This window comes from Nocardiopsis lambiniae, from assembly GCF_031845465.1.
In the GTDB taxonomy this organism is placed as follows: Bacteria; Actinomycetota; Actinomycetes; order Streptosporangiales; family Streptosporangiaceae; genus Nocardiopsis; species Nocardiopsis lambiniae.
This window is the reverse complement of sequence record NZ_JAVREP010000001.1, coordinates 586,437-609,756: the sequence shown is the minus strand read 5'-3', so window position 1 is coordinate 609,756 and position 23,320 is coordinate 586,437. Positions and strand designations below refer to the sequence as shown.

General features: G+C 72.2%; 20 protein-coding genes. 17 read left to right on the top strand and 3 right to left on the bottom strand.

The features are described from left to right. Nucleotides 1-58 precede the first annotated feature (58 nt). From RM479_RS02740 to RM479_RS02725, 3 genes are all read left to right on the top strand, one after another. Nucleotides 59-1,456: a GH1 family beta-glucosidase gene (locus RM479_RS02740; protein ID WP_311510113.1), complete on the top strand. Its 1,398-nt coding sequence runs from the start codon at nt 59-61 to the stop codon at nt 1,454-1,456. A 104-nt stretch (nt 1,457-1,560) separates the two neighbouring features. Next, entirely contained in the window at nt 1,561-2,598 is a 1,038-nt protein-coding gene (locus RM479_RS02735) for a LacI family DNA-binding transcriptional regulator (RefSeq protein ID WP_311510112.1), read from the top strand. Nucleotides 2,599-3,000: 402 nt separating this feature from the next. Next, nucleotides 3,001-3,663 (top strand): hypothetical protein, encoded by a 663-nt coding sequence (locus RM479_RS02725; protein WP_311510110.1) that lies wholly within the window; start codon nt 3,001-3,003, stop codon nt 3,661-3,663. Between the two features lie 46 nt (nt 3,664-3,709). Here the strand turns inward: RM479_RS02725 and RM479_RS02720 are convergent, their stop codons facing one another. Continuing rightward, entirely contained in the window at nt 3,710-4,822 is a 1,113-nt protein-coding gene (locus RM479_RS02720) for a M15 family metallopeptidase (RefSeq protein WP_311510109.1), read from the bottom strand. 734 nt (nt 4,823-5,556) lie between these two features. Here RM479_RS02720 and RM479_RS02715 point away from each other — a divergent pair. From RM479_RS02715 to RM479_RS02650, 14 genes are all read left to right on the top strand, one after another. Then, nucleotides 5,557-8,937, top strand: coding sequence for a sensor histidine kinase (locus RM479_RS02715; RefSeq protein ID WP_311510108.1), 3,381 nt, complete (start codon nt 5,557-5,559; stop codon nt 8,935-8,937). Between the two features lie 232 nt (nt 8,938-9,169). Next, entirely contained in the window at nt 9,170-9,571 is a 402-nt protein-coding gene (locus tag RM479_RS02710) for a roadblock/LC7 domain-containing protein (RefSeq protein WP_274807750.1), read from the top strand. A 98-nt stretch (nt 9,572-9,669) separates the two neighbouring features. Next, on the top strand, nt 9,670-10,086 hold the full coding sequence (locus tag RM479_RS02705; protein WP_370634665.1) for a DUF742 domain-containing protein: 417 nt from the start codon (nt 9,670-9,672) through the stop codon (nt 10,084-10,086). A gap of 34 nt (nt 10,087-10,120) precedes the next feature. Continuing rightward, nucleotides 10,121-10,714, top strand: coding sequence for a GTP-binding protein (locus tag RM479_RS02700; protein WP_274807752.1), 594 nt, complete (start codon nt 10,121-10,123; stop codon nt 10,712-10,714). A gap of 127 nt (nt 10,715-10,841) precedes the next feature. Next, nucleotides 10,842-12,500: a DUF885 domain-containing protein gene (locus tag RM479_RS02695; RefSeq protein ID WP_311510427.1), complete on the top strand. Its 1,659-nt coding sequence runs from the start codon at nt 10,842-10,844 to the stop codon at nt 12,498-12,500. Nucleotides 12,501-12,585: 85 nt separating this feature from the next. Continuing rightward, a complete protein-coding gene (locus RM479_RS02690) occupies nt 12,586-13,161 on the top strand; it encodes an HIT family protein (RefSeq protein ID WP_311510107.1) in 576 nt (191 codons plus the stop codon). A gap of 304 nt (nt 13,162-13,465) precedes the next feature. After that, a complete protein-coding gene (pgsA, locus tag RM479_RS02685; RefSeq protein WP_311510426.1) occupies nt 13,466-14,173 on the top strand; it encodes a phosphatidylinositol phosphate synthase in 708 nt (235 codons plus the stop codon). Nucleotides 14,174-14,192: 19 nt separating this feature from the next. After that, nucleotides 14,193-15,155, top strand: a complete 963-nt coding sequence (locus tag RM479_RS02680; RefSeq protein ID WP_311510106.1) for a phosphatidylinositol mannoside acyltransferase — start codon at nt 14,193-14,195, stop codon at nt 15,153-15,155. 9 nt (nt 15,156-15,164) lie between these two features. Beyond that, nucleotides 15,165-16,316 (top strand): glycosyltransferase family 4 protein, encoded by a 1,152-nt coding sequence (locus RM479_RS02675; protein WP_397221140.1) that lies wholly within the window; start codon nt 15,165-15,167, stop codon nt 16,314-16,316. A 106-nt stretch (nt 16,317-16,422) separates the two neighbouring features. Beyond that, on the top strand, nt 16,423-16,959 hold the full coding sequence (locus RM479_RS02670; RefSeq protein WP_311510104.1) for a hypothetical protein: 537 nt from the start codon (nt 16,423-16,425) through the stop codon (nt 16,957-16,959). Nucleotides 16,960-17,145: 186 nt separating this feature from the next. Next, entirely contained in the window at nt 17,146-18,057 is a 912-nt protein-coding gene (pdxS, locus tag RM479_RS02665) for a pyridoxal 5'-phosphate synthase lyase subunit PdxS (RefSeq protein WP_311510103.1), read from the top strand. A gap of 101 nt (nt 18,058-18,158) precedes the next feature. Beyond that, complete coding sequence (gene pdxT / locus RM479_RS02660) at nt 18,159-18,767, top strand: pyridoxal 5'-phosphate synthase glutaminase subunit PdxT (protein ID WP_311510102.1); 609 nt, start codon at nt 18,159-18,161, stop codon at nt 18,765-18,767. Next, nucleotides 18,764-19,513, top strand: coding sequence for a YebC/PmpR family DNA-binding transcriptional regulator (locus tag RM479_RS02655; RefSeq protein ID WP_274807760.1), 750 nt, complete (start codon nt 18,764-18,766; stop codon nt 19,511-19,513). Before pdxT ends, RM479_RS02655 begins: the two co-directional genes overlap by 4 nt. Nucleotides 19,514-19,604: 91 nt before the next feature. Then, nucleotides 19,605-20,726, top strand: coding sequence for an NADAR family protein (locus RM479_RS02650; RefSeq protein ID WP_311510101.1), 1,122 nt, complete (start codon nt 19,605-19,607; stop codon nt 20,724-20,726). A 237-nt stretch (nt 20,727-20,963) separates the two neighbouring features. Here RM479_RS02650 and RM479_RS02645 read toward each other — a convergent pair whose 3' ends face one another. Beyond that, a complete protein-coding gene (locus RM479_RS02645; RefSeq protein WP_311510100.1) occupies nt 20,964-22,319 on the bottom strand; it encodes an adenylosuccinate synthetase in 1,356 nt (451 codons plus the stop codon). Further along, on the bottom strand, nt 22,316-23,305 hold the full coding sequence (locus tag RM479_RS02640; RefSeq protein ID WP_311510099.1) for a hypothetical protein: 990 nt from the start codon (nt 23,303-23,305) through the stop codon (nt 22,316-22,318). The genes RM479_RS02645 and RM479_RS02640 overlap by 4 nt, the downstream gene beginning before the upstream one ends. Nucleotides 23,306-23,320: the final 15 nt, after the last annotated feature.

Here is a 23,320-nt window from a genome sequence, read left to right as displayed (position 1 = left end):
TTATGGGAGCGCTCCCATACGCGATGTCCCCTCGTCATGGAAGGTGCGTACCGAACAAGTGAGCCATCAAAACGATTTCCCCGAGGGCTTCCTCTGGGGGGCGGCCACCGCCTCGTTCCAGATCGAAGGCGCCACCACCGCCGACGGCCGCGGCCGGAGCATCTGGGACACCTTCGCCGAGACCCCCGGCAAGGTCCTGGGCGGCGACACCGGCGACCCCGCCGACGACCACTACCACCGCTACGCCGAGGACGTCGCGCTCATGCGCCGGCTCAACCTGGGCGCCTACCGGTTCTCCATCGCCTGGCCGCGCATCCTCCCCGAGGGGAGCGGCACGGTCAACCAGGCGGGCCTGGACTTCTACAACCGGCTGGTCGACACCCTGCTGGAGGCCGGGATCCAGCCTTGGGCCACCCTCTACCATTGGGACCTGCCCCAGCCCCTGGAGGACGCCGGCGGCTGGCCCGCCCGCGACACCGCCTACCGGTTCCGTGACTACGCCCAGGTCGTCGCCGAGTCCCTCGGCGACCGGGTCGTGAACTGGATGACCATCAACGAGCCCTGGTGCTCGGCCTTCCTCGGCTACCACAACGGTCACCACGCGCCCGGTCACCACGATGACGCGGCGGCCCTGGCCGCCGCCCACCACCTGCTGCTCGGGCACGGTCTGGCCGCGGACGCGATCCGCTCCACCGGACACCCCTCCCGGGTGGGGCTCGCGCACAACCAGGCCGTCATCCGCCCCCACGGGCCGAGCGCGGCCGACGCCCGCTCCGCCCGACGCGCCGACGGCGTGCGCAACCGGATCTTCACCGACCCCCTGCTCAAGGGGGTCTACCCGGCCGACGTGCTGGAGGACCTCGCCTCCACCAGCGACTTCTCCTTCATCGCCGACAAGGACCTGTCGATCACCTCGGCGCCCCTGGACTTCCTCGGGGTGAACTACTACTCGCCCGAGTTCGTCGCGGCCTCCGCCAAGGGCCTGGACCCGGCGCTGGTCAGTGGTGAGGGCGGGGCCTGGCTCGGCGCCGACCCCGAGGAGGTGCACGTCTCCCAGGGACTCCCCGTCACCCACATGGGCTGGGAGATCGACCCCACCGGCATGTACGACGTCCTGCTCCGCCTGGCGGGGGAGAGCGGCGGCATCGACCTGTACGTCACCGAGAACGGCTGTGCCTTCGAGGACACCGTGACCGAGGAGGGCCGGGTCCACGACACCGACCGGCTCGACTACTACGAGGGCCATCTGCGGGCCGCCAAGGAGGCGATCCACGCCGGGGTGCCCCTGCGCGGTTACTTCGCCTGGTCCCTTCTGGATAATTTCGAGTGGGCCTGGGGATACTCCCGCCGCTTCGGGATCGTGCACGTCGACTACGACACGCAGGTGCGCACGGTCAAGGACAGCGGTGACTGGTACTCCCGTCTGGCGGCCACGGGACGGTTCCCGGAGCGCTAGAACAGGTAGGTCGTCCCCGTGAGGGGGCGACGTATCCGGAGCCGCCGCGGCCCGTGCAGTCCGGCCGCGGCGGCACACGATTCTTCCCAGAGGGAGCATGCGAAGTGGCCAAGAGCGGTGACGGCGGTCGGCGACGTCCGACCCTGGAGATGGTGGCGGAACGGGCCGGTGTCGGCCGCGGGACCGTCTCCCGGGTGATCAACGGATCGGCCCAGGTGAGCCCGCGCACCCGGGAGGCGGTGCACAACGCGATCGCCGAACTGGGCTACAGCCCCAACCAGGCCGCCCGCACGCTGGTCACCCGGCGCACCGACACCATCGCCCTGGTGGTGTCCGAACCTCGGGACCGACTCTTCTCCGACCCGTTCTTCGCCGACATCATCCGCGGGGTCAGTTCCGTCCTGCACGAGCGCGACCTCCAGCTGATGCTCACCACCGCGCGCAGCGAGATCGAGCACAAGCGGGTCGGTGACTACCTCAGCGGCTTCCACGTGGACGGCGCGCTCCTGGTCTCCCTGCACCGCGACGACCCGCTGTCCGAGCGCCTGGCGTCGGCGGGCGTGCCGGTCGTGCACGGCGGGCGCCCCCACTCCCCGGAGCAGCCCGCGCCCTTCTGCGTCGACATCGACAACGTCGGCGGCGCCGAGCAGGCCGTGCGCTACCTCCTGGAGCAGGGACACCGCAGGATCGCCACGATCAGCGGCCCCCTGGACATGAACGCCGGTGTGGAGCGTCTGCGCGGCTACCAGCGGGTGATGGCCGAGGCCGGACTCGACATCGACGACCGGTTCGTCGTCCAGGGCGACTTCAGCGTCGAGGGCGGCGCACGGGCCATGGAGCGTCTGCTCGACGGCGGGGCCGAACCCGACGCGATCTTCGTCGCCTCCGACATGATGGCGATCGGCGGCCTGCGGGTCCTGCGCTCGCGCGGGCTGCGGGTGCCCGACGACATCGCCCTGATCGGTCACGACGACACCCTCATGGCCCAGCACAGCGACCCGGCGCTCACCACCGTCCACCAGCCCACGGTCCAGATGGGCCGGGAGATGGCGCGCCTGCTCGTCGACGTCGCCATCCCGCGCGTCTCCGGATCCGAGACCATCATCCTCGCCACCCACCTGGTGACGCGCGAGTCCGCCTGACCGGCCCCCGGCCCGTGGAAGGCCGGTACCGGTCGCGTCCGCCCCCGGATCGCCCCGGTGGGTGGACGTGTGCAGATGCATGTGCAAGGCTGGTCGCGACTTCGCGGGAGACGGTGGGGGCGCATGAATCCGATGCGGGAACCGACGCACACCCGGTGTGCGATCTCTTCGTGCGGATGGTGCGACCGGGACGGCCTCGACTGCCGGTTCTGCTCGGGGACCGGTTGGTGGTGCCCGGAGCGACCGCACCGGGACGCCAATGGGATCATCGTATGGCTCCGGATCGACGAGCCGTGCCGAGGGTGCGCGGGCACGGGCAAGGAGCACAGCCCGACCGTGGCGCTCTGAGGTCGGCGGTGGACGCGCGCGTACGGACGCGCGCGAGGGATCGAGGAGGGTGCGGTGCGCTGGGTGACCTACCTGTCGCCGAGCGGTGGCGGTGAGCGTGTCGGCGCGCTGGAGGACGGCGACGTACTGGGCGTTCCCGACCCCCGAGGGATGGCCCAGCTGCTGGCCGCGGGGATCCCGGAACTGGTGGAGGTGCTGCGCAGCACCCGCCGCGCGCCGATCGAGATCATCGTCGAGTGGGAGGCGCGCATGTGCGCCCCGCTCGTCCCGACCACCCCGATCACGGTCCTTTCCGGCGATGACCTCCGGGCGATCCCCCCGGAACTGGTCGGAGCCGTCGACGACACGGTCCCCGCCGCCGCTCACAGCGCCCGTGTGGGCCTGGCCGCCATCGCCGGCGGTCCGGGACGGGTCGACGCCCGTACGCCCGCCTGCCTGTGGTCGGACGCCGCGGGAGAACCCGTCCTGTTGGCCCTGGGCCCCGTCCTGACCACGGCGGACGAGCGGATCACCGCGCTGGAGGCCTCCGTGGAGGTCGACGGCCGCGAACGCGGGCGCGCCACGATGGACCTCGACGACCCGTGGTGGGCCGTGGAGCCCGGTCGGGTCCGCGCTCGACTGCCGGTGGCGACGGGACCGCTGACCGAAGGGGACGAGGTCTTCATCGACCTCGGAGAGCTGGGCTCCTACGAGGTCAGGGTCGGCTCCCAGGTCTGAGGCGCGCTCTTCCCGAATCCCCGCACCGCCTCGGTCCGGTCCGCCCTCACGGCGTGAACTCCCAGTGCCAGGGCTCGAAGCCGCCGCGCGCCCAGGGCGGGTTGTCCCAACCGTGGGCCGGCGCGTGGGCGAGCATCCACTCGTGCTCGGCGCCGCCCAGGACGTTCACGCCCCCGCACAGGTCGACGGCCAGCCCCTTCCCGTGCGTGCTGGTTCCGGGCCGGGCCGCCATGCCGGGCGACATCTGCTGGAACAGGGCCACCTGCTCGTGATAGGGCCGGTAGGAGTCGGCCACGCACATCGCACGGCCGAACCGTTCCCGGTAGGCGGCGTCGAGTTCGACGAAGGCCGCGGCGGCGTCGGCGCGCAGCCGCTCCCCGGGCTGGGGGAGCGGACACAGCAGGGACTCGGGGATACGGCCGTTCCCGTGAGCGCCGACGTCTCCCCCGGCGCAGACCGCCCGGTCCCCGGCCCCGGCCTCCGTGTCCTCCGGGCGCCCCCCGGCCTCGGTGCCGGGGGTCCACGGGGTGGTCCGGTTCCGGCGGGGACTCCCGGCCTCCCCGTTCTCGGCGTTCCCGGAGGAGCGGGCCTCCAGGCGGGTCTGTTCGGCGAGCAGGTCCCGCAGGGCCTCCTCCTGGGCCAGGATCGCGGCCTCGGCCTCCTCGCGCGCGGTCCGGGCCCTTCCGAGCGCCCTCTCCTGATCGCGCTCGGCCGCGCGGGCGGTCTCGGAGAGGGTCTCGGCGGCGACCCCGGCCGCCTCGGCCCGGGCCAGTTCGGTGGCGCGGTGATCGCCGAGCAGGGTCAGGTCGGCGGCGAGGTCGAGCATTCCGGCCGGGCCGTCCACGCCGAACAGGGCTCGGACGGGGGACAGGTCGGCGCCCTTGTACACGGCCGCCGCCTGCCGTGCGACGGCCGACCGCGACGACTCCCCGTGCTCCAGCGCCTCCTCGGCGCGCTCCTCGGCCGCGGCACGGCTCTCGGCGCGTTCCTCCAGACGCTCGCTCTCCTCCACGTAGCGTTCGATCTTCTCGCCGGCCTCCTCCCGCATCACCTCCAGGTCGGCGCGCAGGGCGGCGAGTTCGACGCGGGGGTCGGCGGGCCCGGGGTCCGCGGTGGCGAGGGTGGGGCAGGAGAGGATCACGAGGGTGACAATCCCCAAGGGCAGGGCGTTTTTGACCGAAAAGGTGAACCCTGGGATAGACCCCCGGAATGACCTGGCAGAACGTTCCGCTTTTCGGTCATTACTCAGAGTGTTCATTTCTGGGCGCAATGCGGCGCACATCCCCGCTTCCTCCCCCGGACCTGCGTATACGTAGTGTCACGATGTCATGTCGAGGTGACCTTGACGGGGAAGCTGATGGTGTGTCCAAAAAGTTACCCGAACGCCCGATCGGGTTTCGGTCCCCGTGTCTGACCTGGAAAATTGGTCATAATGCCGACATAGGAGGCATTATGATGACGGGTGGCCAGGGATGATCGGGCTCCGCGGGCCTCGAACGGCCGCATCGATCCCTTCGCCCCCATTGATACGCTATCCACCGCACGCGCACCCGCTGGAACTCTTTGGTCGGGTGGGCGACTCTCTCCTCCCAGGCGAGTCCGGCGGACAGTCTTCACATCTCCCCACATTCCCCACCGCTTACCGGTTCGGTGGCCACCAGTGGTCCATGCCGATGCGCCCGAGAGCCTCTCGGGCCGGAGCGGTCGGCCCTGGGTACCGACAGCCGTTCACAACGGTGACACGAAAGGTTGCGAGGGTCCGTGTCGACACGAGCGACGAAAAACGGGGCCGGTGCGCGAAGCGAGGCAGCGCAGGCCGAACACGCCGATGCCGCGCCCCAGCGCAGCCCCGATTGGTGGCGGCCACGTAACTGGCGGGTACGTTCCCGCCTGGTGGCCCTCATCGTCATTCCCACCGCCGTGGCGCTCGCCCTCGGTGGTCTGCGGGTCTACGAGGCCGCGGTCTCCACGGTCACCCACGCGCACATCGAGGACCGCGCCGAGGTCGGCGTCCTGATCGTGCAGCTGGCCAACCAGCTCGGCCGCGAGCGCAGCGCCAGCGCGGTCTACATCTCCGACAACCCCGACCCCGCACGTCGTTCCGACGACATGCGCCAGGAGTTGGAGGAGGAGCGCGCCGCCACCCGCGACCTCCAGCAGCGGCTCACCGCGAGCCTGGAGGACATGGGCGAGGTCGACGGCACGCTCGCCAACACCCGCCTCAACGGCATGCGGACCCAGCTCTCCACCCTGGACCCGCTGCGCGAGGAGGTCGACGACACCCGCATCACGGTGCTGCCGGTCGTCACCAAGTACCGCACGATCACCCGGTCGCTCACCGAGTTCAACCAGACGATCGCCGACGAGACCGGTGACACCGAACTGCGCGAGAGCGTGCGCACGCTCACCGCGCTGTCCAACGCCCGGGACCAGCTGTCCTACGAGACCGCGCTGATGGGCCACTCGCTCGTCCGCGACTCGATGACCGGTGGCATCTCCGAGGCCATCGACTCCAGCCGCGCGCGCTACGACAACGAGATCTCCAACTTCATCCAGGCCGCCTCCTCGGAGCAGCGCGAGATCTTCGACGACAACTTCACCGGTCTGGAGGTCAGCCAGGTCTCCACGATGCGCATGCGCGTCATGTACCGCGCCGCCCGCGACGCGGCACTGAGCGGTGTGACCTCCAACGACGGCCCCGAGGACTACCGGAACATCGCCGGCATCGCCCTCGGGAAGTTGCAGACCGTCGAGGAACAGATCGCCGAGGGCATCCGCGAGGACGCCTCCGACCTGCGCGGCGAGGCTCTGGCCCGCGCCCTGATCGACCTCGTCGTCGTCGCGGGCGTGCTCCTGGCCGTCTTCGTCCTCACCTCCCTGGTGGTCCGCTCCCTGGTGCGCCCCCTGCGCACCCTGGAGGACGGTGCCCGCCGCGTCGCCGAGCGCGACCTGCCGGACGCCATCAACCGGATGCAGGAGGCCGGCACCGTTCCGGAGACCGTCAAGGTCACCCCGATCGAGGTCGACACGCACGACGAGATCGGCGAGGTGGCCCGGGCCTTCGACGACGTCCACCGCGTCGCCCTGACCCTTGCCTCCGACGAGGCCGCCCTGCGCAGCAACGTCAACGCGATGTTCGTCAACCTGTCCCGCCGAAGCCAGACCCTGGTGGAACGGCAGCTGCGCCTCATCGACGGTCTGGAGCAGTCCGAGCAGGACTCCGACCGCCTCTCCGACCTGTTCCAGCTCGACCACCTCGCGACGCGCATGCGTCGTAACAACGAGAACCTCCTCGTCCTCTCCGGCCAGGACAACACCCGCAAGTGGGCCCAGCCGGTCCCGCTGGTCGACGTGCTGCGCGGCGCGGTCTCCGAGGTCGAGCAGTACGAGCGCGTCAACGTGCGCGCCCCCTCGCACATCTCCGTGCTCGGCCGCCCGGTCAACGACGTGATCCACCTCGTCGCCGAGCTGGTGGAGAACGCCACCTCGTTCTCCCCGCACGACACCGAGGTCCTGGTCAGCGCCAAGACCCTCGACAACGGCGGCGTCCAGGTGGACGTCACCGACAGCGGTATCGGCATGGCCGCCGAGGACCTGGCGGCGATCAACGCCCGCCTGGCCTCCCCGCCGGTCATCGACGTCGCGGTCTCGCGCCGCATGGGTCTGTTCGTGGTCTCGCGCCTGGCCCACCGCCACGGCATCAGGATGCACCTGAAGGAGGCCCACGGCGGCGGCACCACCGCGATCGTCGTCATCCCGCCGGACCTGCTCATCACCCCGGTCGAGGGCCAGCACTCCCTCGGCGGTGCGGACAGCCGCCTGGAGCTGGCCTCCGGCGCGCCGAACACCTACGCCGACGCCGAGGCGGCCTTCGCCTCCGGCCCCGCCGCTCCCGAGCCGACCGACGCCTGGCAGGGCCAGGCCACCGGCGCCGACCTCGGTGCCGGCCTGCCCAAGCGGCAGCCCGGCGGTACCGCCCGCGAGGAGCACCCGCCCAGCGGCCAGGACCTCTGGAACACCGCGAAGAACGGCGAGAGCTTCGACGTCTGGGGCAACGGCAACGGCACGGGTTCGGACACCTGGGCCACCGGTGGCGGTTCCGACGCCCTGTCCGGTGAGACCGGCACCCACCGCCGGGTCGTGGACCCCTACGACACCCCGGAGGAGGAGGCCCCCGCGCCCGAGGGCACCGGTCGCAGCCTCTTCGACCCGGCGCCGCGCGAGGAGGCCACGGGGTCCCTCTTCGAGCGTCCCGTCGACCGCTCCACCGATACCGGCTCCTTCAGCCGGCCCGTGGACACCGGCGCCTTCGAGCGTCCGGCCGACACCGGGGCGTTCCGCCGGCCCACCACCGACACCGGGGCGTTCCGCCGGCCCGAGCCCGACGCCTACGACGCCTTCAGCGGCGGACGCACCGAGCGTCCCGCGGCCCCGGCGGACCCCTACGCCGGCACCGGTTCCCGGTCCGACGCGGGCGACCACCGCCGTGACGTCCCTCGCGAGGAGCCGCGCAACGAGCCCGACACCGAGACGTTCCCGGCGATCTCCTCGCCGTCCGCCCAGGCCCCGTCCACCACGGACTGGACCACCGGCGCGCAGCAGCAGGAGACCCCGGCCGCGAACGACACCGGTTCCTGGCGCTCGGGCAACGGCGCGGGCGAGAGCCGTGAGGGCTACGGCTCCACGGCCTACCTCTCCCGTCGCTACGGCGCGGCCCAGGGCTCGGCCGGCAACACGGTGGTGCCGCCGACCCCGGCGGGCGAGGAGAGCGACTCGCTCCCGATCTTCGACGCCATCGAGTCCAACTGGTTCCGTCGCCGTACGGGCGGACCCACCGTGGACACCACCGAGACCGGTCCGATCCGTCAGGTCCCGCCCGCGGCGCCCACGCCCGCCACCCCGGCGCCGACGCCCGCGCCCGCGGCCCCGGTGGCCCCGCCCGCCGCGCCCGCGGCCCCGGCCGCCCCCGTGGCCTCCCAGCCTCGGGAGGCCGCCCCCGAGACCCGTTCGGAGCAGGAGTGGAACTCCGCCGCCGACCGCGGATGGAAGGCGGCCCGTTCCGCCGCAGAGCCCATCGCCGGTGGATTGACCACCTCGGGCTTGCCAAAACGGGTTCCCAAGGCAAACCTTGTTCCGGGGACCGCGCCCAAGCCGGAGAACTTCAAGCAGATGCCGGCCCGCAGCGCGGATCGCGTCCGCAACCGGTTCTCGGGCTTCCAGAAGGGCGTCCGCGAGGGTCGCAGCCGCCTCGGCGACGGACCGATGGAGGGGTGATCGCGGTGGACAACGGCGGGACGGGGTGCCTCTTATTCCAGGAGGCGGGATGCAATAGCATCTACCGAGCTTCTCGGACGCGTCACACCCGTCGCTCGAAGAGAATCGAACACCAGGCTCCCGGCCACCCCCACGGGAGGGTCCGGGCAGTTGCAGAGGCAGTGCTGTCACATGCCGTGCCGGCGGTAGCAGTGCCGAAGAGACCAGCCGGCGAACTTGGACAGGAGATCAGATGAGTCGACAGGTGAATGAACTCAACTGGTTGATCACTGACTTTGCCGACCGTGTACCCGATGTCGCCCACGCGATCGTCGTCTCGTCCGACGGTCTTCCGTTGGCGGCGTCCGCGGGCTTCCCGGCCGACCGGGCCGACCAGCTGGCGGCGATCGCCTCCGGTCTGTCCAGCCTGACCCAGGGCGCGGCCCGGGTGTTCGAGGGTGGAGCGGTCGCCCAGACCGTCGTGGAGATGGAGCGGGGGCTGATGCTCATCATGGCCATCAGCGACGGCTCCTGTCTGGCGGTCCTGGCCTCCGCGGAGAGCGACCTCGGTCTGGTCGCGTACGAGATGACCCTGCTCGTCGAGCGGGCGGGGCGGGCGCTGACACCAGCGGCGCGCACCTCGGGAATCCACTGATCCACCACCGACAGGAGGAAGTGGTGGCACCTCACAGTAGAGATGCCGGGAGCGCCTCGTGGTTCGGACAACAGCCGGGCGGTCCCCCCACCGGGGGGATTCCGGCGGTTCCGGGCGGCGGAGATGTTCCCCGACCTATCCAACAACCGTACGATCAACGATCCGCGGCGGGCAGCGCACCCAGTTCACTGGTCCGCCCCTACGCGGTGACCAAGGGCCGTACCAAGCCGAAGTCACAGCTTCCCCTCGAAGCTCTGATCTCGACGACGACGACGGCCCTCAACGAGTCGGGGACGCTGACGCCCGAATGGCAGGCGATCAGCGACCTGTGCCGGGAATGGCGTTCCGTGGCGGAGATCTCCGCGCTGTTGCGGATGCCGCTCGGCGTGGCGCGGGTGCTTGTGGCGGACATGTCCGAGCAGGGACTGGTCCAGATCAGGTCTTCGCTCAACAACGACGCCCGCCCGAACACCAACCTGCTTGAAAGGGTGCTCAGTGGACTTCGCAAGCTCTAGCCCGGCCGAGGAAGGCGGTGCTGGGGGGAACGCGATGACGTCGGTCAAGATCGTCGTCGCCGGGGGCTTCGGTGTCGGGAAGACGACATTCGTGGGCTCCGTCTCCGAAATCGTGCCGTTGACCACCGAAGCGGTCATGACCAGCGCCAGCGTCGGGGTCGACGACCTCGCCAAGACGCCGGACAAGCAGACCACGACCGTCGCCATGGACTTCGGTCGTGTCTCGCTCGACTCCGACCTGATCCTGTACCTGTTCGGCACCCCCGGACAGCACCGGTTCTGGTTCATGTGGGACGACCTGGTCAAGGGTGCCATCGGCGCCGTGGTCCTGGTGGACACCCGCCGCCTGGCGGACTGTTTCCCCGCGATCGACTACTTCGAAGAGGCGCGTCTGCCCTTCATCGTGGCGGTCAACGGGTTCGACGGGTACTACCCCCACGCCGCGGACGAGGTCCGGGACGCGCTCACGCTCAGCCCGGAGATTCCGATCGTCCAGGTGGACGCCCGTGACAGGGCCTCCACCAAGTCGACGCTCATCACCCTCGTCGAGCACGCCATCACGGTGGGGGACCCCGAGGGCGCCGCAGGACAGCCCACCTCCACCGGCGGCCAGAACTCCTGGCGCTAGCGGAGGACCGCAAGGGCCGGGGTCCCGCACAGTGCACGGCCCGGTTCCCGTGGTACGGGAACCGGGCTTCCGTGCTGCCTGGCATCATGGCCGGATGAGCTCTTCCTCCCAGCCGGACCCCGGGGCGATGACCCGCCGTTTCCGCGAGGTCGCCGAGCGCGTGCTCGACGCCCTTCTCGACGAGAGCCCGGAGTGGGCCCTGGAGCTGGGGGACCCGCGCGGCGCGGACCGCCTGTCCGACCACTCCGAGGAGGCCGACGCGCGACGCGTGCGGCTCTTCATCGATGCCCTGGGCTCGCTCGACGACATCGACGACGACGTGCTGTCCCCGGGGGACCGGGTCGACCTGGAGGTGCTGCGCTCCCGGGTGAGCGCGGACCTGTGGCGCACCACCGAGCCGCGCCCCCTGTCCCACGACCCCCTGGCGTACTCGCCGGGCGAGGCCCTCCTCCCGCTCCTCGAACGCGACCTGCTCCCGCTCGCCGACCGGCTGCGGGCGCTGGCCGCCCGCTGCTCCGCACTGCCCGAGTACCTGGCCGTCGCCCGTCAACGCCTGGAATCGGGGCCGGGCATGTCCCGGGTGCACGTGGAGACCGCGCTCGCCCGGCTGGAGGGCGCCCGTACGCTGCTCGACGACGCCGTGCCGGCCCTGGCGGCCCGGGAACCCGACATCGCTCCCGCGGACCTGGAGAACGCCCTGGAGGCGGCCCTGGTGGCCGTGGAGGAACACGGCGAGTGGCTGAGCGGGCGGCTGGAGCACGCCACCGCCGACCCCCGCCTGGGGGAGCGGGTCTTCGCCGCGCGGCTCTGGTACACCCTCGACTCCGAACTGTCCCCCGAGGCGCTGCTGGTCCGCGCCGAGAGCGACCTGATCGCCACCGAGGAGGCCATCGCCGACATCGCCTCCGCGTACCTGCGTCGGCCGCCCGGTCCCGGCCTGGCGGCCGAGGCCCTGGCCAGGGTGGCCTCCGAGAACGCCACCGACGACGCCACGGTCCGACCGCTCTGCGAGGAGGCGCTCGCCTTCCTGGACCGCCGGGTGCGCGAACTGGACCTGGTCACGGTGTACGACGACCCCGTCGAGCTCGCCCCCATGTCCCGGGCACGGCGCGGGACCACCGTCGCCCGCTGCGAACCGCCCGGCCCGCTCGACCCCCGGGGCGGGCGCAGGCCGACCCGCGTCGCGGTGTCCCCGCCCCCGGAGGAGTGGTCCGCCCGCCGCCGGGCGTCGTTCTTCCGCGAGTACAACGCGGGCCTGCTGCGCGACCTCATGATCCACGAGGCCATGCCCGGCCACGCCCTCCAGCTCGCCCACGCCGCCCGGCACGAGGGCGCCACCCGGGTCGGGCGGGCGCTGCGGAGCGGCCCTTTCGTGGAGGGTTGGGCGGTCTACGCCGAGGAACTGCTGGCCCGCCACGGATGGTCCGGCGACCCGGCCGCCGACACGGTCCTGCGCCTGGCGCGGCTCAAGACGCGGCTGCGGATGATCCTCAACGCCATCCTGGACGTGCGCCTGCACACCGGCGACCTCACCGAGGCCGAGGCGATGACACTGCTCATGGACCGCGGCCACCAGGAGGAGGGCCGGGCGGCCGGCACGTGGCGCCGGGCCCAGGTGACCAGCGCCCGACCGTCCGCCCACTACGTCGGCCACGCGGAGGTCGCCGACATCGCCCGCGATCTGGCCGTCGCCCGTCCGGGCGCGTCCGAGCGGGCGCTCCACGACGCGATGCTCGCCCACGGTTCCCCGCCGCCGCGCCATCTGCGCACCCTGCTCGACCTGTGACGGCCCCGGCCGCGCCCGGCCGCCCCCGGGCGCTTCTATGCTGGAGCGGCGGACAGGGCACGTGGACGAGGGGGAGAGACGGGCGATGGCGGACGGTTCCGACAGCGGTCGACAGGACCGGGGCGAGGCCCCCGGCGCGGGCACCGGGAACCCCGACGGGTGGGACCGGCTGTGGACCCCGCACCGCATGGCCTACATCAAGGGCGAAGGCAAACCCACCGGATCGCGCCCCGAGGACGGCTGCCCCTTCTGCCGCGCCCCCGGACTGGGCGACCCCGAGGGCCTGGTGGTGCGCCGCGGCAAGAGCGCCTACGTCGTCCTCAACCTGTACCCCTACAACAGCGGGCACCTGTTGGTGTGCCCCTACCGGCACGTGTCGGAGTACACCTCCCTCGACGAGGAGGAGACCGCCGAGGTCGCGACCCTCACCCAGGAGGGCATCAGGGCGCTCACCGCCGCCTACCGGCCCCACGCCTTCAACGTGGGCATGAACCTGGGCGCGGCGGCCGGCGCCGGCATCGCCGCCCACCTGCACCAGCACATCGTCCCCCGCTGGGGTGGCGACACCAACTTCATGCCGGTCATCGGGCACACCAAGGTGCTGCCCGAACTCCTGGAGCAGACCCGGGCCAGGGTCGCCGGGCACTGGCCCGGCGAGTGATGGCCGCCGGCCCCGTGGGACCCCGCGTCCCCCCGGTCCGTCCGACGGGCGCGGGGGCGCGCCGTTCGCGACGAATCGCCGTTCCCCGACCGACTGTTAGGATCGTCGCCGTGCGCGACAACGAGCACGCGCACGAGCGGTACCTCCCAGAACTCCAGACATCCGGGCCGGTGCCGACCCGGACGACGTCGATCGCGCACGGATCGCGGACCCTTCTGTCCGCGAAACGCCGCGTACGTCAGGAATCCCCCGGCGTTCGCCGAGGGAGGGTGCACTAGACGACATGCTGAGAATCCTTCGTCCCATGGTCTCCAGGGTCACCGCTCCGCTCGGTCGGAGCCTGGCCCGCATCGGCCTGACCCCCAACATCGTCACCATCCTCGGCGCCACCGGCGTCGTGGCGGGTGCCCTCTACTTCTATCCGCGCGGGGAGTTCTACGCCGGTTCGGTGGTCATCACCGTCTTCGTGCTCTTCGACATGCTCGACGGCGCGGTCGCCCGCGCCAAGGACGCCGAGAGCGCGTTCGGCGCCTTCCTGGACTCCAGTCTCGACCGCATCGCGGACGCGGCCATCCTGGCCGGACTGCTGTGGTGGTTCATCGCCGACGGCGACGACCCGCTGCTCGCTGGCCTCACCCTGTTCTGCCTCATCAGCGGCTTCATGGTGTCCTACATCAAGGCCCGCGCCGAGGGCCTGGGCGTCAACTGCGACGTCGGCGTCGCCGAACGCACCGAACGCCTCATCGTCATCCTGGTCTCGGTGGCACTCAGCGGGTTCGGCGTCCCCTACGTCCTGGCCGGTGGCCTGTGGGTGCTGGCGGGTATGAGCCTCCTCACCATCCTCCAACGCCTCCTGGAGACGCGGGCCCGCCTCAACGAGGCCGACCGGATCCGGAAGGAAGAAGAGGAGACCGCGGAGGCCGACACCGCCTTCGCCGAGGACGCCCGCGACATCGGGCACGGGGACACCGACGAGGGCGCCGCCGAGCCGACGTCCGGGAACCAGCGCTAGAAGAGAGCGAGGGGACGACGTGGACGAACGGGTGGCCGAGCTGGCCTACGCCGCCGGATGGTCGGCCGTCCGTCATGCCCCCGAGAGCGTGGGGCGGGCGGTGTTCCGCGGCATCGCCGACCGCTCCTGGCGCGCCCACGACGAGGGCACCCGCGGTCTGGAGCGCAACCTGCGCCGACTGCTCGGGCCCACGGCCACCGAGGCCCGACTGCGCGCCCTGTCCCGCGCCGGCATGCGCTCCTACATGCGCTACTACTACGAGATGTTCCGCCTGTCGGCCATGTCGGACGAACACATCCTCGGCAACACCCGCGCCACCGGGATCGAGGTCCTGGAGAAGACCGTCGCCGAGGGGCGCGGTGTCGTCGCCGCCCTGCCCCACATGGGCAACTGGGACCACGCCGGGGCGTGGATCACCCTGCGCGGCACCCCGCTGACCACCGTCGCCCAACGCCTGCGCCCCGAGGGTCTGTACCGGCGCTTCACCGCGCACCGGGAATCCCTGGGCATGGAGGTGCTGCCGCTCACCGGCGGCGCCGACACCGTGGCCACCCTGGCCCGCCGCCTGCGCGCGGGCGGACTGGTGTGCCTGCTCGCCGACCGTGACATCAACGGCACCGGCGTCGAGGTCGACCTGTTCGGGGAGCGCGCCCGCGTTCCCACCGGCCCGGCCGCACTGGCGATGAACACCGGCGCCGCCCTCATGCCGGTCTCCCTGTGGTACGACGGACCGTACTGGAACATCCGCGTCCACGACGAGATCCCGATCGCCGACGGCTCGCACCGCTCGGAACGCGTCCATCGCACCACCCGGGAACTGGTCCGGGTCTTCGAGGGCGCCATCGCCGAGCATCCCGAGGACTGGCACATGCTCCAACCGATCTTCAGCCGCGACCAGGACGACGACCGGATCCGCCGCCACCGGCGGGAGACGGAGGCCGCCTTGCGGTCCCTGGAACACCGGGGCGGACGGGGCCGGTAGGTCATGGGCATGCGGATCGGTCTGGTCTGCCCCTACTCCTGGGACGTCCCCGGAGGGGTCCAGCAGCACGTCGGCGACCTCGCCGACGCCCTCATCGCGCGAGGGCACGAGGTGTCGATCCTGGCCCCGGTCGGCGACCGGCCCGTCGAACTCCCCGACCACCTGGTCCCGGCCGGTCGGCCGGTCCCCGTGCCCTACAACGGGTCGGTGGCCCGGCTCAGCTTCGGACCGCGCACCGCCGCCCGGGTCCGCAAGTGGATCACCCGAGGCGACTTCGACGTCGTGCACATCCACGAACCCGCCGCGCCGAGCGTCTCCCTGCTGGCCTGCTGGGTCGCGGAGGGGCCCCTCGTGGGCACCTTCCACACCGCCAACCCGCGCTCGCGTGCGATGGCGGCCGGCTCCCACGCGCTGCGTTCGGCCCTGGAGAAGATCCACGCCCGCATCGCGGTCTCCGAGGCGGCCCGCCGCACCCTGGTCGAACACATGGGCGGTGACGCCGTGCTCATCCCCAACGGGGTGGCCGTCCGCCGCTTCGCGGACGCCCCGCCCCTGCCCGGGTTCCCCGGCGAGGGCGGTTCCATCGGTTTCCTGGGGCGTTTGGACGAACCCCGCAAGGGGTTGGCCGTACTGCTCAAGGCGTTCGCCCTGCTGGCCCCCCGCCGTCCCGGGCTGCGCCTGCTGGTGGCCGGTCCCGGGGACCCCGGACCCGCCCTGGCCGCCGTCCCCGACCGGCTGCGCGACCGTGTCGTCCTGACCGGCCGACTCGACGACGCGGACAAGATCCGCGCCTACCACTCCACCGACCTGTTCTGCGCGCCCAACCTCGGCGGGGAGAGCTTCGGCATCGTCCTGACCGAGGCCATGGCCGCCGGGGCCGCGATCCTGGCCAGCGACATCCCCGCGTTCGAGGCCGTCCTGGACGGGGGCGCCGCCGGTGAGACGTTCGCCGTGGGCGACGCGGACGACCTGGCCCGCCGCGCCGACGCCCTGCTCGACGACCCCGCGCGCCGGGACGCGCTGTCCCGGGCCGCCCGGCTGGCCGTGCGCGCCTACGACTGGGACACCGTCGCGGCCGACATCGTGCACGTCTACGAGACCGTGCTGCCGGGGGACGCCACCGCCCTCCTGCCCGGACCGGGATCGCGCGGGAACACGTGACCGCGCACCATCGCGCGTCCCCGACCCGGGGCCGGGCTCCGGTGGCGTGTCCGCGCGTCGTCGCCCTCACCGGGTCCGTACCCTGGGGTGAAAGGGAGGAAGGGCCATGATCGAGGACGTCCTCGCGGTGTCCGTCGTCATCGGCGCGGTCCTGACGATGATCGCCTGCGGGTTCTACGCGTCGTGGCGGGCCACCCGGCTGCACCGGCTGCACCGGCGTGTCGACCTGTCCCGCGCCGGGCTGCGGGCCGCGCTCGAACGGCGCAGGGCGATCACCGCGGACCTCGCGCGGGAACTCGGCCCGACCGCCGGGGCGGAGCTGGGGGCCGCGGTCACCGCGGCCGACGGGGAGGAGCCCACCGAGAGCGAGCTGTCCCGGGAATTGCGCCGCACCCTGGCCACCGCCGCCCTCCGGACCGGGGACATCACCGCACTCCTGCCCGACGTCGCCTCCGCCGCCAAGGGCGTCCACCTGGCGCGGGTCTTCCACAACGCCGCCGTGGCCGACACCCGCAGGGCGCGCCGCTCCCGGGTCGTACGCCTGCTGCGTCTGGCCGGTGGGGCACCGTTGCCCGATTTCTACGAGATCGACGACAGACCCCCCGACATCCCGGTCCCCGTGCCCTCACCCGACACCATGTAAGACCCCGGCCCGCGAAAACGCCGATCTGGCCAAAGCCCACCGAACCGGGGGGAACTACCATGGTGGTCCGGGAGACCCAGGGTGCGCGGCGCCGAGGCGTCGGCGCATCCTCATGCGTGCGGCGGCCTGCCGCCGCCCGGGCGTACCCAACCCCTGGAAACACTGATGGGACGGGAGTCCACCACCGTGGCTGACAACGCATCGCCCACCTCCGACAACGCCGTCGGTACCCAGCGCGTCAAGCGAGGCATGGCCGAGCAGCTCAAGAACGGCGTCATCATGGACGTCGTCACGCCCGAGCAGGCCAAGATCGCCGAGGACGCCGGTGCCGTCGCGGTCATGGCCCTGGAGCGCGTCCCCGCCGACATCCGCAAGGACGGCGGCGTGGCCCGCATGTCCGACCCGGACATGATCGACGGCATCATCGAGGCCGTCTCCATTCCGGTCATGGCCAAGGTCCGCATCGGCCACTTCGTCGAGGCGCAGGTCCTCCAGTCCCTGGGCGTGGACTTCATCGACGAGTCCGAGGTCCTCACCCCGGCCGACGAGGCCCACCACATCGACAAGTGGGCCTTCACGGTGCCGTTCGTGTGCGGCGCCACCGAACTGGGCGAGGCCCTGCGCCGTATCGCCGAGGGCGCGGCCATGATCCGCTCCAAGGGCGAGGCCGGCACCGGCAACGTCGTCGAGGCGACCCGCCACATGCGGTCCATCCGTTCGGCGATCAAGCGCCTGGGCACCCTGGACGAGGCCGAGCTGTTCGGCGCCGCCAAGGAACTGCGCGCGCCCTACGACATCGTCAAGGAGGTGGCCGAGCTGGGCAAGCTGCCGGTTCCGCTGTTCTCCGCCGGCGGTGTGGCCACCCCCGCGGACGCCGCCCTCATGCGCCAGCTCGGCGCGGAGAGCGTGTTCGTCGGCTCGGGCATCTTCAAGTCCGGCGACCCGGCCAAGCGCGCCGACGCCATCGTGCAGGCCACCCTGCACTACGAGGACCCCGCCGTGATCGCGCGTGTCTCGCGCGGCCTGGGCGAGGCCATGGTCGGCATCAACCTGGACGAGCTGGCGGACTCCCAGCGTTACGCCGGTCGCGGCTGGTAGCGGATCCTCGCCCCGGGCGGCCCCCGGGCCGCCCGGGCCCCGTACGCCATGACCCCGCGCCCCCCTTCGCCCTCTCCCACCGCATCAGAGTGAGGCCGTACGTGACCCACAGACCGACCATCGGTGTCCTGGCCCTGCAAGGGGACGTCGCCGAGCACCAGCGCGTCCTGGACTCCCTGGACGTGCACACCGTCAAGGTGCTCACGCCGGAACGACTCGACGCGATCGACGGTCTGGTCCTCCCCGGCGGAGAGTCCACCACCATGTCCAAACTGGCCGTCCGGTACGGGCTGCTGGAGCCCCTGCGCAAACGGATCCGCGCCGGGATGCCCGCCTACGGGACGTGCGCCGGGATGATCATGCTGGCCGACCGCATCCTGGGGGGCACCGACGACCAGCGGACCGTCGGCGGTATCGACATGACGGTGCGGCGCAACGCCTTCGGCCGACAGACCGAGTCCTTCGAGACGGCCGTGGACATCGACGGCCTGGACGGGGGGCCGTTCGACGCGGTGTTCATCCGGGCCCCGTGGGTGGAATCGGTCGGCCCCGACGTCACCGTCCTCGGAGAAGTCCCCGGCGCCGACGAGGCCGGTAGGATCGTCGCCGTACGACAGGGCGGCCTGATGGCCACGTCCTTCCATCCCGAACTGACCGGAGACGCGCGCATCCACCGCCTCTTCGTCGACATCGTGAAAGGACTCGCATGAGCGGCCACTCCAAGTGGGCCACCACCAAGCACAAGAAAGCCGTCATCGATGCCAAGCGCGGCAAGCTCTTCGCCAAGCTGATCAAGAACATCGAGGTGGCCGCGCGGACCGGTGGCGGTGACCCCGACGGGAACCCCACGCTCTACGACGCCATCCAGAAGGCCCGCAAGAGCTCGGTGCCGCTCGACAACATCGAGCGCGCCCGCAAGCGCGGATCCGGCGAGGAGGCCGGTGGCGCCGAGTGGCAGACCATCATGTACGAGGGCTACGCCCCCGGCGGTGTCGCCCTGCTCGTGGAGTGCCTCACCGACAACCGCAACCGCGCCGCCTCCGAGGTGCGCGTGGCGGTCACCCGCAACGGCGGCAACATGGCGGACGCCGGTTCGGTGTCCTACCTGTTCAACCGCAAGGGCGTCGTCATCGTGCCCAAGGAGGGCACCACCGAGGACGAGGTCACCATGGCGGTCCTGGAGGCCGGCGCCGAGGAGATCGAGGACATCGGCGAAGCCTTCGAGATCGTCTGCGAGGCCACCGACCTGGTACCGGTGCGCAGCGCCCTCCAGGAGGCCGGCATCGACTACGAGTCGGCCGACTCCAGCTTCCTGCCGACCATGGAGGTCCCGGTGGACACCGAGACCGCCAGGAAGGTCCTGCGCGTGGTGGACGCCCTGGAGGACTCCGACGACGTCCAGAACGTCTTCACCAACGCCGACATCCCCGACGAGGTCATGGCCGAGATCGGCTGATCGCCTCGCCGTCGACACGCCGGTGGCCGCACCCCGAGGGGTGCGGCCACCGGCGTTCGGGCCGTCGGCGCGGATCGCTAGGCTGCCCCCCATGGCGATCACACGACCCACCTTCCGCGAGTCCGACGGCGAGCGGGTCCCCGGAGGCCTCCGCCACGCGTTCATCCGCAACGGGGACACCTACTTCCTGACGTCGCTGGTCGTGTACGCCGACGGACTGGTCGACTGCTGGGGTCTGGTGACCCTGGAGGAGTTCGCCGACAAGCTGGCCTCGGGGTGGGTGGCCACGGAGTTCGAGGAGGGGGCCGGGGCCTCCGCGCACGGGCTGGCCGAGTGGCGGTTCGCCGACCCGTACTCGTACACCGACGCCGACTGCCTGCTGGCCGAGGTCCGCGACACCGTGGAGGAGCTCAACGGTCGACCCACCTCCTCCGACCGCTGCGTGGAGGCGCTGGACGCCTTCCTCGCCGAACCCGACGAGACGCGCCGGACGGCCCTGCGCACGGCCTACCTGGAGATCCCCGAGACGCAGCGGAGGTACGTCCTGGGCGACATGGACGCCAAGGACGGGCCCCTGGTCGCCGTGGCCTTCGGACCGGGCGGGACCCCTCCCGGCCGGGGCGCGGGCGCCCGCGTCACCGAGAAGGAGCACGGGCACGCCCTGGACTACTTCGCCGAGCGCGCCTCGTGGGCCGCCCGCGCGCCCGCCGACGACGGGATCGACGGCCCGGGGGAGCCGAGGGCGAGCGCGCTCGTCCTGGAGCAGCGCTTCTTCGACGCCACGAGTCCACGGGACCACGGGCTCCTGGCGCTGCGCAACGACTTCCCCGTCCCGGTCACCGTCGACGGGACGGAGTACCCCACGGTCGCGCACGCCTACTGGGCCCTGTCCACCGACGACCCGGAGCGACGGGAGATCGTCCGCGTGGCCGGGAACCCCCACCAGGCCGCCCGGCTGGGCCGGGAGTCGCCGCGCAGGCGGGGCTGGGCCGGGGCGCGGACCGCCGTCATGCTCCGCCTGCTGCGCGCCAAGTTCGAACAGCACCCCGACCTCGCCGAACTCCTGCTGTCGACCGGGGACCGGACGATCCTGTACGACGACATCGGCTCCCCCTCCTACTGGGGACGGCTCGGGGCCGGCGGGCGCAACTGGGTGGGTCGTCTCCTGGAGGTGGTGCGGGCCGAACGCTGCGCGGCCCGCGCCGGTATCTGAGGTCGGCCGACCGTGTCGAGGACCGTGATGACCCCGGACGGCCGGACCGGCGCGACCGGTCCACCCGGCACACCGTCGCGCCGACCGGACCCCTCGGCCCCCTGTGCCGGGCGGCGATCGAGGTCGCCGTGCGCACCGGCCCGCCGCGGGCGTGCGGGCGAACACGCCCCTGGGCGCCGGCGGTCGGGAGGCCGCGGAGGCGGGGCCTCCCAGGGGACGGCGACGATCAGGTGACGTTCAGGCCGGGGAGACGACCCGGGCGTCGGAGCGCGTCGGGCCGGAGAACACCGCCTCCAGCGGGACTCCCAGGGCCTCGGCGACCGCCTCGGGCGGGGTGGTCCCTCCGGCCAGTACGGGACGGGCCCTCGCGAGGGCGTTCGCCAGCGACCCCTGGCGGCGCAGGTGGGCCTCGGCGCGGGCGTCGAGGCGGCCGGGTGACGGGTGCAGCGGGTGACTCGGCGCCGGGGCGTCGCCCGGGGTGGGTTCCAGGGGCCGCCCCGCCGGGTCCGTGTAACCCGTGCAGCGGCGCAGCCGGTCGCCGGCCGCGGCGGCGCTGTCGGCGTGCGTCACCACCAGGGAGTCCACCCCGCCGGTGGCGGCCAAGGCGTACCGGTGGGCGGCCAGGTCCAGGTGGCCCACCCGGAACGCCCCCTGCCAGGGGTGCGTCCCGTTGTGCGGCTCGGGCAGCGGACCGGCCAGTGCCGGGTCCTCGGTGGGGAACGGCCCCGCCCCGTGCCGGGTGGTGTAGGCGCGTACCACCCCGATCCGGCGGGCGTCGCCGGGGCGGCCCGCCTCGGCCAGCAGCGCCAGCGGGTTCGCGGTGGTGGTCGTGGACCAGGTGGTGTGCGGGTGGAAGCCGTGCCACTCGTCCAGCAGCACCCCCTGGGCGCCCTCGAACACGACCGGGACACGGGCCAGCAGATCGGGCAGGTACGTCTCGTCCACGATGCGCACCCCCCGCGCGAACCCCCCGTAGGCCGTGACGCAGTCCTCGACGTCCGGGTGTTCGTGGGTGTCGTCGCCGAGCTCGCGGCGGAGCGCGTCCAGGTGGTCGACCAGCCGGTGCAGTTTGCGGCGCAGCACCGCGGGTGTGCGGCAGTCGCCGACCGTGGGCGCGTCCCCGGTACGGGCCAGGGCGTAGGCCATCGTCTCGCCCACACCCATCCCGCACGATCCGTGGCGGTCGCCGCCCCGGGCCCGCTCGCGGACCCGGTTGGCCTCCTGGTGCCAGGGGGTGGCGATCAGTGCCCGCTCGTCCACCGTGACCAGGGCGAACGGGTCCGCGACGCCGAGGGACGCCAGGTGGGCGCCCTCGGCGGCCAGCGCGAAGGGGTCCACCACCATCAGCCGGGACAGGTGCGTGGGCACCGGCCCGCCCGGGGCCAGGGTCCCGGCCCCGAACTGGGAGAACGTGTGGTGGCGGCCGTCGGGCGTCACCACGTTGTGGGCGGCCTGGGCGCCCCCGTTGGCGCGCACGACGGCGCCGTGGCGCCGCCGTGCGCACAGCAGGTCGACCGTCACACCCTTGCCGGCGTCGCCGAACCCGAGGTCGACGACGACGGCGTTGGTGTCGGCCCACGGGCCGGTGCTCACAACCGGTCCGTCCCGGGGGCCGTGACACGGGTGCCGGGCAAGCCGGTCGAGCGCACGATCGAGCCGCGCGGACCGGCCAGCGGCGCCAGCGCCCTGCCCACGACGTCACCGGCGTCCGACCCGGCGTCGGCGAGGTCGGACAGCCCCTCCTCCAGGTCGATGGCCTCCTCGGACAGGCCGATCGTCACCGCGATGGTCTCCGACACCGCGCCCAGGTCGTCCAGGTGGATGACGTTCTGGCCCAGCCGTTCGTCCCAGAAGGACCGCACCGCGTCGTTGGTGAAGTGGCTGCTGCCGCTCGGCATGATGAAGTACACCTCGAACCTGTGCCGCAGCTCGGCGAGGATCCGCGGGAACGGGATGTCCTCGGACAGGTCGTCGCCGATGACCTCGCGCACCTCGCGGGCCTTGACCTTGCCGTAGGCCTTCTCGTCGCCGATGAGGAACAGGTAGCCCTTGCGGCCGCGCTTGTCCAGGCAGTCCATGGCGGTGTGCCGGGCCATGAAGTACATGGCCAGCTCGTAGGACTCGGTGACCTGGCCGCCGCCACCGCCCTCCAGCAGGATGTTGCCGAGGTCCTCCTCCAGCTCGTTGCCGGACTCGAACTGGCCGACCTGGAGAGGCGCCCGGTCGCAGGTGGCGTCGCCGATCCCGCCGAACAGGATCTGCGGGTGCTCCACGTAGCCCTTGCGCAGCAGCAGGCCGAACAGCGAGGGCAGCTTGGCCTGGAGCACACGGGGGACGCGCCCCATCGATCCGGTGACGTCGAACAGCACCGAGATGGCCAGGGACTCGGGGTGGGCGTCGGAGTCGCGGCTCTCACGGAGGGTGACGCCCTTGGGGTCGAGCGTCTCGTGGACCCTCCACTCGGCGCGGGGGACGGATGACAGCACGTCGTCGGTGTAGCCGAAGTCGCTGCGTCCGGCGGCCATGTTGTAGGCCTTGCGGGCGTGGTAGGCGTCGGTGGACCAGTGGCTGCTTCCCATGACGGGTTCTCCTCT